We start from the raw sequence: 9,626 nt of genomic DNA, 5'->3' as shown, positions 1-9,626 counted from the left end.
GGACTCGAACCCGCGACCTCCGCCGTGACAGGGCGGCATTCTAACCAGCTGAACTACCGGATCTCTTGCCATAACTAAGGCTAATACCTTTCGTTATTGTGGTTGCAAAAATACAACATTTCAGCAAACCTGCAAATATTTAGACAAAAAAAATGCTCTCCAACTCGGAAAGCATTCATTATCAAACTTATTTTTTTTATAAGTGTGCACTTAATTTTTCGGCAATCACCTCTTTTGGTGCTACACCTACCAATTTATCTACTACCTCACCATTCTTAAAAATAAGAACTGTAGGAATATTTCTGATACCATACTGCATAGATATATCCTGATTGTTGTCTACATCTACCTTTCCAACGATTGCTTTTCCTTCAAAATCGGCAGCAACTTCTTCGATAATTGGTCCTAAAGTTCTGCACGGTCCGCACCATACTGCCCAAAAGTCTACCAATACCGGTTTATCTGATTTAAGTACTTCCTGGAATGAGCTGTCTGTAATTTCTAAAGCCATTTTGTTTCTTTTATTTTAATTAATATATTTTCTTTGATTTCTAAGATCAAAATTACTTCTTTTATCTGAAAAGCCTATCTATGCTCAACATTTGTTTTTTCTATAACCAAAAAATCTGCAGATATCTCCGCAAGAGCTGCTACAAATGTATCAATATCTTCTCTGGTCGTCATGTGGCTGAATGAAATACGCAACGGCGTACAGTTATCCATCTCGTCTTCTGAAAGTACCATCATCATGACCATTGAAGGCTTTGACGCTCCTGAAGAACATGCACTGCCCTGAGATACTGCAATACCTTTCATATCAAGCTGCAAGCCAATTAATGGATTTTTATAAGGTAACAAAGCACTTAAAACCGTGTAAAGACTGTTCTCTTTCTCTGCACTTCTTCCGTTAAATTTGATACCTGGAATTGCTTCCGAAAGTTTTTCTTTAGCATAATCCTTAATCGCCTGCATGTGATCTGAAAATTCATCCATTTTATTTAAAGAAATCTCCAAAGCTTTGCCTAAACCTACAATTCCTGCCACATTCTCTGTTCCCGCTCTCAGACTTCTTTCCTGAGGACCTCCTGTGATAATCCCTTTTAAACCGCTTGATTTTCTGATGAAAGCAAAACCAACACCTTTCGGACCGTGAAATTTGTGTGCACTGCAAGATGCAAAATCTACTTTAATATCTTCAAAATCCAAAGACATATGCGCCATAGTCTGCACTGTATCTGAATGGAAAAGCGCGTTGTTTTCCTTGCAAAGTTCAGCTACTTTTTTGATGTCAATCAGATTTCCGATTTCGTTGTTGGCATGCATTAAACTCACCAAAGTTTTTTTATCTGAAGATTTTAAAAGTTCTTCCAGTTTGGCTAAGTCAATATCACCTTTTTCGTTGGGACGGATGTAATTCACCTCTACCCCTTTTCTGGATTTCATGTCCAAAATACTTTCAGAGACACACTTGTGCTCCATTGGCGAACTGATAATTCTTTCTACACCCAAATGCGAAACAGCAGATTTAATAATCATATTGTTGGATTCTGTACCGCAAGACGTAAAAATAATCTCAGCCGGACTTACATGAAGATAATCTGCAACCTGCCTTCTTACATTTTCAATCAAAATTTTAGCTTCCTGCCCAAAACTGTGCGTAGAAGACGGATTTCCGTAGCTGATTTTCATTGTGCTTACCATGGCATCGATCACCTCTTCTGTAAGCGGTGTGGTGGCAGCGTTATCTAAATATATCTTATTCATTATAATTTGGAATATGTAAGTTTAACAGAAGTAAAAGATTTTTCTGAAGGCACCGAAATAAGCATCCACGGATTTGAAACCATCATGATTTCCATTCCACCAGATTTGTATTCGGGAACTTCGAGCGTTAAAACATTATTTTCAACTGAGGCTTTTTTAATTTCAGTAATTCTGTGATCACCTGAACTGAAACTTCCCAAATCGTAAATAATGATTTTGTTTTTATCTGAAATTGCTGGATAGCCAGGCTTATCGCCGTCTTCGACGCTATTTCTTTTTGCTACTTCAGCCAATAATTGCTGTTGGTCTTTAAGAATAACAAACCCTTCAGATTCTGCACCGCCCTGAGAGGAAGTGATTAAAATCTGAGGTTTTAAATCCTGAGAAGGTCTATCTGAAACACTTGTTTTACAGCTTAAAACGAAAGCCAGACACAAAAAAAGTAACTTGTTCATTGATTCGGTTTTGATGACTCAAAATTAATGAAAAAATCGGTAATGACCTTCATTTGCCCAATTCAACATCGGTCGGTCGCCGGAAGTATCTCCGAAAGCAATGATTTTATCGAACTTTTCGTCTGAAATTTCTTTTTTAATGCGCTCCAGTTTTTCTTTTCCGTTGCAGTTTTTGCCTATAAAATTGCCTGTGAAAACGCCGTTTTTAAACTCAGCTTTGGTAGAAACCAATTCCATTTTGAAAGCTTCGGCAAATGGCTGTGCCCAAATATCCAGCGAGGCCGTTACCAAAAGGCTTTCCGTGGTATCTTTGTCTATGTTTTTAATGAAATCCAAAGCATTTTCCCGGACGATTTTCGGATAGTGGGCTTCAAAAAACTGTCTGGATTTTTCTTTTATTTTACTTTCATCCTGACCTTTTAAAATTGATCCAATGAAACTTTTTTTCACCTTTTCGGTTTCTGCCAATTTCAGTTTCAGCAAAACAAAAAGCGGAATATGTCTTAAAAACTGTATTCGGAATTTAGAAGAATCATAGAATTTAAGATACATAAACATGGTATCTTTGTATGTAATGGTACCGTCAAAATCGAAACAATACAGTTTTTTCATGGGGAGCTGGTTTTGAGGGTTCGAGGGTTTTAGGGTTGGAGAGTTTGATAGTTAAAATTTATTCTGTTAAACTTTGTCAAAGCGAAATTATTGTGTTGTAAAGCTTTGACAAAGTAAGAATATTTTTACAATTTTAATTTTTTAAAAATAAATTCAGGAATATTTCTGATGATCAGCATAATAACGCCCCAAATTGGCAAAACATATATTGAATTTTTTTGCTTTTTATATCCCGAATAAATGCACTCCGCAGCTTTTTTGGGTGTAGCAGTCAGCGCCGGATTCAGAGGAAGTCCTTCAGTCATTTTGGTATCCATAAAACCTGGTTTTACGGTCATCACATGAACTTTCTTCTCAAAAAGGTAATTTCTGAGGCCGCTCAGATAAGCTGTAAAAGCTGCTTTGGCACTCCCATAAATGAAATTACTCTGTCTGCCACGGTCACCGGCTACTGATGACAGACCGATGATTGTTCCCGATCTTTTATTTTCAAATTTGTGAGCAAAAAAGTTGATCAGCGGAACCAGTTTTGAATAGTTGATTTCAATGATTCTTGCTGTATTTTTATCATCATAAAGTCCTTCTTCCGAACCTTCACCCAAAAAACCTGTTGCACAGAACAACAGATTCGAATTGATATGCTCCAGTTTGGTATAGTTTATCTCTTTTGTAAGATCGATTTCAATAATTTCAGACTGCTGAAAAAATTTCACATCAATATGCTTTGCAAATCTTTCCGAAGCTTCCCTGCCGGAAGTTAAAAGATAGATTTTTTCAAATTTTTCACCTTCCTGAAGTGCTTTTTCTACGAATGCCTGTGCTACTTCTGAAGTACTTCCAAGAACGATCATATTTTGTTATAGTTTAAAATTCTTTTATGCTGAATCGAGATAAACTTCGGATTTTCAACATTTTTAAGATAATTGGTCAGTGAAGAACGGCTCATGCTGTCTTTGGTCAGATAAATTTTACCGTTGTATTCCTCCACAATTGAATCCAGCTGATCAATGAGTTTTTTTAAATTTTTGTCAACTTTAAAATCTAAAGCCAAAGAATATCCTTCAAATGGAAAAGAGTTGTAAGCTTCGGGATTTTCCTTTCCATACAGCTTCAGTACGGCTAAAAAAGAACCGCTACCCGATTTTGCAATCGTTTCGAGAATCCTCTGCATTCCTTCTCTGCCTTTGTCTTTTGGAATCATCATTTGGTATTGAATGAAACCTTTTTTCCCGTAAATTTTGTTCCAGTCGTTGACAAAATCGAGCGGATAGAAAAAAGTATCGTAATCGGTGAAATTTTTAACTTCCTTTTTTGCCTGCTTTTTATAATAGAGATAATTAAAAATTTTCACCGTTAAAGAATTCAGCGCAAATCCGGGAAAGTAAAAAGGAACCGTGGGTGAAAACTTCTTTTTCAACCTCAACGGATTTTTCTTAAATTTTTCAGGAAGCTCGTGAGGAAAAGCGTGCTCACCGCGCATCATGATACTTCTTCCCAGATCTTTTCCCTTTTGCAGACAGTCGATCCACGCTACAGTGTAAGTCCAGCTTTCGCTTTCTTCAAAAAGACGGAATATTTCGTCGAGATTTTCGGCTTTAATACTTTCCTGACGGATGTAAGCCGATTCGATATTTTTTAATTTAAATTTAACGGAAAGGATAATTCCTGTAAGACCCATTCCTCCGATGGTAGCCCAGAATTTATCTGAATTTTCTTCCCTTGAACAGGTGATAATTTCACCTCTTTCGTTCATGAGTTTAAAATCGACAACATACTCAGAAAAACAACCTTCAGCATGATGATTTTTACCGTGAACATCGCTCGCCAAAGCACCTCCAACGGAGATAAATTTTGTTCCCGGCGTAACGTAAAGAAAATATCCCTGAGGAACTGAAATTTCCAGCACATCAGAAAGAAGAACACCTGATTCACATTCGATGATACCGTTTAAACGGTCAAAACTTATAAATTTGTTTAGTTTTTTAGTCGAAAAAATACTTTCAGCTAAAGAAGAATCGCCATAGCAACGGCCATTTCCTCTGGCAATAACTTCATTATGGTTTAAAACAAAATCTTTTATTTTAGAATACTGATCTTCCGAACGCATTTCTTTTTCAACCACGGGAAAATTTCCCCAGTTGGTCACTTTCTTTACAAAATTCGGTTTCATTCTTTAAAATAGATTTGAATTAAAAATGCAATTACCCACAAAAAAAGAGTAACCTGAATGTAACGGTCCCGGTACACAATTTTGGTAGGTGATTCTGTCCTGTTGTAGACCAACGTCTGTTGGAGGTATCGTAAAAAAGCAAAAACAACAAAAATTACAGTGTAAAACACTCTGGGATGAAACCTTAGCTGAACTTCCGGTGAAAGTGTAAACATAAGGTAACAGATGATGGCTAAAGTTACTGAAATTGAAAGTGCAATATCCGCAAACTGCACGTTGTAGCCATCTAAAGCTTTTCTTGTTTTACCTGAAACCTGCGCATTGATGAGCTCTCCACGTCTTTTACCGATAGCAAGTACCAAAGCCAGAACGAATGTAAGAAGCACTGCCCACTGTGAAATATTAATTCCTGTAATAGAACCGCCTGCCTGAACTCTCAAGACAAAACCTGTTGCAATGATGAATATATCGATGATCGGAACGTGTTTCAATTTGAAAGTATACGCCAGGTTCATCACAAAATAGGTCAGAATAATCATGGCAAATTTCCAGATACTGTCGTGAAAATACATTTGGGAGCCTAAAGTAAAACCTATGTTAACAACAATAAGAATTGCCAAAATAACCAGAGCTCTCTTTTTGGAAATTGCACCACTCGCTAAGGGTCTTCTGCGTTTTTCGGGATGTTTTCTGTCGGCTTCAATATCGTTGTAATCATTTAAAATATAAACAACACTTGCAGCTAAAGAAAAAACGATGAAAGCAACGATACTTTTAAGAAGGAGATCTGTGTGGGTAAATTTACCCGCAAAAAACAGCGGAACAAATACAAAAAGGTTTTTCACCCATTGCTCTACCCTAAGCAGCTTTAAATATTGTTTCATTTATGTGTAATCAGCTGCAAAAATAATGATTTTACACAAAAAAACCGCTATAAAAGCGGTTTAGATATTTTAATAAATCAATAATAAATTACTGACCCTGAGCTGCGTCGTTGATCATTTTTTCGTTTGCCGTAATCGCAAACTCTACTCTACGGTTCTGAGCTCTTCCTGCATCTGTATCGTTGGTTGCTACCGGGTTTGACTCACCTTCACCTAACGCAAAAAGTCTTGCCGTTGCGATGCCTTTTCCATTCAGATAAGCTTTTACTGAATTGGCACGTCTCTCTGATAATTTCTGGTTGTAATCATCTGAACCTACGCTGTCTGTATGTCCGTAGATGTTGATGTTTGTATCAGGATTGTTCTTTAAAACTGTTACCAGTTTATCTAAGTTTGTTTTCGCAGTTGAAGTTAAATCTGATGAATTAAAAGCAAAAGTTACGATGCTTTCATTAAGGGTAATTTTAATACCGTCACCTACTCTTTCCACCTCTGCACCAGGCAAAGTATCCTTAATTTCTTTAGCCTGCTTGTCCATTTTATTACCGATAACATTTCCGGCAACACCACCGATCACGCCACCTAAAACGGCACCAAGAGCAGCATTTTTACCTTTTCCTACGTTATTTCCTAAGATACCTCCGATAACAGCACCAGACGCAGCACCTACTGCGGTACCTCTCTGCTGATGGTTAGAATTCTGTACAGCTTCACAACTTGTAAGCAATAATGCTGAAGACAAAAAGAAGCCTGCTATATATGTTTTTGTAAATTTCATTTCAAATAAGTTTTAAAAAATTGATTATTTCATTCCTGTTCTCTCGAAGTTGTAAACAACTCTTACGTTTTCACCATCGAAAGGAATATTCTGTTCTAAAGAAAACTGGTCTGTTGCCTGTTTTACAAGCGTAAAAGTATAACCAGCAGTATTTTGTTTAGCTTTGGTACCGTCTGCGATCTTTTTAAAATTAAATGTAGATCCGTTCACTACATCAATTTTAATAGGCTGTGTGAATCCTCCGCCACAGTTTCCGCCACCATTGATTGTATAAGCTCCGGTATAATTATTTGGAATAAGCCTCCAGTGACTTCCTACAAAACACTGTGCATCGATGCCATCATCGAAAGGTTTTATTTTGAACTTCTTGTCATAATCTACACTCACAATATCATAATCACCTTTCATTTTAAGAAATTCGGATCTATTTTGCTGTGCGTCTCCTGCTTTCTTTACTCCTGAGCAGGAAAGGTTAAGAAGCGAAATGCCTACAAAACCTGTTAAAACTAGCTTTTTCATAATTTCTGTTTAATTATTTAATAAAAAATGTAAAGACATAAAAAAGTGTGCCAATATGCCACAAAACAAAAAAGGTCCGCAAAAAAATGCGGACTCTTTACAGCTATTAATGCTGATATTTATTTTCTCGCTGCTTTTTTTGCAGCTTTCGCAGGCTTATTTGCTTTACCTGTATTTCCTTTATAATAATTTGCAAATGCATATTCTGCAGCTTTTTTAAGATCGATAACGCCTCCAGCCTGGGAATAATCTGCGAATGTTCCCACAGTACTCAGGTTGCTTGATTTCGTTAAAGATTCAATAATCTGTGCCGGAGTAAGGTTTGGCATATAAGCTAACAATACTGCTGCAGCTCCTGCTACAACCGGTGAAGCCATTGAAGTTCCCTGCAAGTACTGATATTCGTTTTTCGGAGTTGTAGAATAAATTTCCTGACCCGGTGCAAAAACGTTTACCATTTTCTTGTTGTAGTTAGAGAATCCAGCTCTAAGAGAAGCACTGTCGTTTGTACTGGCACCAACTACCAAAACGTTGCTTACAAAAGGTGCTGCGTCTGAAGCATTTTTAAAGTTGGTAGGATATGCTGTATGCTCGGCAACATCCTGATTTTCGTTACCCGCTGCTTTTACCAAAAGAACACCTTTGTCTTCAGCATATTTGAATGCATCCCAAACCACGTTTTTCCCTGGAGAAACCGGCTTTCCGAATGACATATTCAGAACTTTAGCACCGTTGTCTACCGCATATCTGATGGCATTGGCAACGTCTTTATCTCTTTCATCCCCATTTGGAACGGTACGAACAGACATAATTTTCGCCACTTTTGAAGCTACACCATACTGAACCTCTTTCCCCTGAGGAAGACCTGCAATAATACCTGCAACGTGTGTTCCGTGAACTGCATCCGGACCTTCGTAGTGGTTATTACCGTATTTTTTTTCAGAATAATCGTCGTAGTTGTCTCCTACAATCTCTTTTCTCGGATCAAAGTTGATATCATACTGCTGAGCCTGTGGAGTGAAGTGATCTAAGGCTTCCTTCATCTGCTCTTTCATTGTTTTTTCAAACTCTACAGCAGATTTTCCGGCGAATTCAGGGTTATTTACAACCTGATTCATTACCTGTAAAGCTCTCGCTTCATTTTGATCAGCTGGTTTTATAGCTTTAACTGTCTCAGCTGTGAAAGGCTTTCCATTCAGCATTTTTACCATTGTAGGAATTGATTCCTGAATCATGGTGTACAACTTAACGCTTTGCTGCCCTTCAACACTTTTTTTGCCGTACATTTCTTTAGATTTCATGTACATTGCAAATTCTTCCGGCATTTTTGCCTGATTCGCCTTATTTTTAGTGGAATCATCACCTTCAAAAACAGGCTTATATTTAGCGACAACACGTGTTACTTCCATATTATCAACATCGATGTCGCCATTTTTTCCTCCAATAAAACTCCATCCGTGGATATCGTCGATGTAACCGTTGTTGTCATCATCTTTGCCATTATTAGGAACTTCATTAGGATTTGACCACATATTTTTTGCCAGTCCCGGGTGATCTACCTGAACTCCACTGTCTAAAACCCCAACAATTACAGTTTTTGGCTTTAAACCTTTTGATTCAAGAAATTTATAAGCGTTTTCAGTGTTTACACCATAAACTTTGGTAGTAGAAAAATCTTTATGATACCAAGTCATTAAATCTTTATCCGACTTAGGATCTGCTGATTGTGCAGAGGTTTCCTGTGCGTAAGACATTGTGAAACCTGTAAGAAAAACCGCTGCTAAGAATAATTTTTTCATAAGCTGATAATTACATTTTTTTTTAATCAGATAAAAGTAATCTCCTTTAAAAGAATTGATTCAAATTCTGAGGAAAATATTTTCATCTGGAAATATTTTTTACATTTTTAATATAAGTAGCTGATTCCGGACCTTTGTTACAAAGAAGATCAATTATGGATAAATCTTTAATAAAACCGAGCTTATCTGAAAACGTCTGATAATATTCTTCCGTTTCATAATCTGACTCTTTTTTCGCAGAAAAACTTTCTCTGAAATCTAAAGCCTCCGGAATTTTGCGGTATTCTGTATTCAAAGAATATGCCTTTTCTGTTTTTAGGATCTGCTGAACTGTTTCAAGGCTTTTAATATTAAAATCTAAAAGAAATTTCTCCTTATTTTCAAATATTTTCACCAATTTATCTTCATAATATTCAAAATACGGCGAACTCTGATATGCGGTTTTAATGGACTTCCAATGAAGATTTGGCCAGTTTTCACGGTAAGAGACTTCAATATTTTTATATTCTCTCACGCCGTTGTGATTGATTGGTATAATAAGCGAAAGCTTTCCGTTGGCTCCGTAAACATTGCAACGGTTTCTGTAGGTCTGTTTTGGAAAGTTTTCAAACTGTTCAAACATGATTTCATTTTCATCATTTAAAA

General features: G+C 36.9%; 11 protein-coding genes. All 11 read right to left on the bottom strand.

What is annotated here, in order from left to right:
* Positions 1-196: 196 nt before the first annotated feature.
* Positions 197-511: a thioredoxin gene (gene trxA, locus ASG21_RS06575; RefSeq protein ID WP_056077266.1), complete on the bottom strand. Its 315-nt coding sequence runs from the start codon at positions 509-511 to the stop codon at positions 197-199.
* A gap of 74 nt (positions 512-585) precedes the next feature.
* Positions 586-1,764 carry a cysteine desulfurase family protein gene (locus tag ASG21_RS06570; RefSeq protein WP_056077262.1) on the bottom strand — a complete coding sequence of 393 codons (1,179 nt, stop codon included), beginning with the start codon at positions 1,762-1,764 and terminating at the stop codon, positions 586-588.
* Entirely contained in the window at positions 1,764-2,219 is a 456-nt protein-coding gene (locus tag ASG21_RS06565) for a hypothetical protein (RefSeq protein ID WP_056077259.1), read from the bottom strand. Before ASG21_RS06565 ends, ASG21_RS06570 begins: the two co-directional genes overlap by 1 nt.
* A gap of 24 nt (positions 2,220-2,243) precedes the next feature.
* On the bottom strand, positions 2,244-2,831 hold the full coding sequence (locus ASG21_RS06560) for an HAD family hydrolase (RefSeq protein ID WP_056077257.1): 588 nt from the start codon (positions 2,829-2,831) through the stop codon (positions 2,244-2,246).
* Positions 2,832-2,956: 125 nt separating this feature from the next.
* Positions 2,957-3,682: an SDR family NAD(P)-dependent oxidoreductase gene (locus ASG21_RS06555; RefSeq protein WP_056077255.1), complete on the bottom strand. Its 726-nt coding sequence runs from the start codon at positions 3,680-3,682 to the stop codon at positions 2,957-2,959.
* Positions 3,679-5,001: an FAD-binding oxidoreductase gene (locus ASG21_RS06550; RefSeq protein WP_056077251.1), complete on the bottom strand. Its 1,323-nt coding sequence runs from the start codon at positions 4,999-5,001 to the stop codon at positions 3,679-3,681. Before ASG21_RS06550 ends, ASG21_RS06555 begins: the two co-directional genes overlap by 4 nt.
* Complete coding sequence (locus ASG21_RS06545) at positions 4,998-5,885, bottom strand: decaprenyl-phosphate phosphoribosyltransferase (RefSeq protein ID WP_056077248.1); 888 nt, start codon at positions 5,883-5,885, stop codon at positions 4,998-5,000. Before ASG21_RS06545 ends, ASG21_RS06550 begins: the two co-directional genes overlap by 4 nt.
* An 88-nt stretch (positions 5,886-5,973) precedes the next feature.
* Complete coding sequence (locus ASG21_RS06540; RefSeq protein ID WP_056077246.1) at positions 5,974-6,663, bottom strand: OmpA family protein; 690 nt, start codon at positions 6,661-6,663, stop codon at positions 5,974-5,976.
* Positions 6,664-6,687: 24 nt separating this feature from the next.
* Positions 6,688-7,182 (bottom strand): hypothetical protein, encoded by a 495-nt coding sequence (locus ASG21_RS06535; protein WP_056077242.1) that lies wholly within the window; start codon positions 7,180-7,182, stop codon positions 6,688-6,690.
* Between the two features lie 119 nt (positions 7,183-7,301).
* Positions 7,302-8,981, bottom strand: a complete 1,680-nt coding sequence (locus ASG21_RS06530) for a S8 family serine peptidase (protein ID WP_056077239.1) — start codon at positions 8,979-8,981, stop codon at positions 7,302-7,304.
* A gap of 82 nt (positions 8,982-9,063) precedes the next feature.
* Positions 9,064-9,626, bottom strand: a 563-nt coding sequence (locus ASG21_RS06525) for a WbqC family protein (RefSeq protein WP_241773464.1), incomplete at its 5' end; no start/stop codon positions are given.

The sequence above is a fragment of the Chryseobacterium sp. Leaf394 genome (assembly GCF_001424105.1).
Lineage (GTDB): Bacteria > Bacteroidota > Bacteroidia > Flavobacteriales > Weeksellaceae > Chryseobacterium.
Note: the sequence above shows the minus strand (reverse complement) of the source record. Positions and strands in the feature narration are given on the sequence as shown.

Excerpts from the sequence above, each read along its gene's own strand:
- ASG21_RS06565 (WP_056077259.1), bottom strand. The coding sequence starts at position 2,219 with ATGAACAAGTTACTTTTTTTGTGTCTGGCTTTCGTTTTAAGCTGTAAA.
- ASG21_RS06540 (WP_056077246.1), bottom strand. The coding sequence starts at position 6,663 with ATGAAATTTACAAAAACATATATAGCAGGCTTCTTTTTGTCTTCAGCA.
- ASG21_RS06555 (WP_056077255.1), bottom strand. The coding sequence starts at position 3,682 with ATGATCGTTCTTGGAAGTACTTCAGAAGTAGCACAGGCATTCGTAGAA.
- ASG21_RS06550 (WP_056077251.1), bottom strand. The coding sequence starts at position 5,001 with ATGAAACCGAATTTTGTAAAGAAAGTGACCAACTGGGGAAATTTTCCC.
- ASG21_RS06530 (WP_056077239.1), bottom strand. The coding sequence starts at position 8,981 with ATGAAAAAATTATTCTTAGCAGCGGTTTTTCTTACAGGTTTCACAATG.
- trxA (WP_056077266.1), bottom strand. The coding sequence starts at position 511 with ATGGCTTTAGAAATTACAGACAGCTCATTCCAGGAAGTACTTAAATCA.
- ASG21_RS06570 (WP_056077262.1), bottom strand. The coding sequence starts at position 1,764 with ATGAATAAGATATATTTAGATAACGCTGCCACCACACCGCTTACAGAA.
- ASG21_RS06545 (WP_056077248.1), bottom strand. The coding sequence starts at position 5,885 with ATGAAACAATATTTAAAGCTGCTTAGGGTAGAGCAATGGGTGAAAAAC.
- ASG21_RS06535 (WP_056077242.1), bottom strand. The coding sequence starts at position 7,182 with ATGAAAAAGCTAGTTTTAACAGGTTTTGTAGGCATTTCGCTTCTTAAC.
- ASG21_RS06560 (WP_056077257.1), bottom strand. The coding sequence starts at position 2,831 with ATGAAAAAACTGTATTGTTTCGATTTTGACGGTACCATTACATACAAA.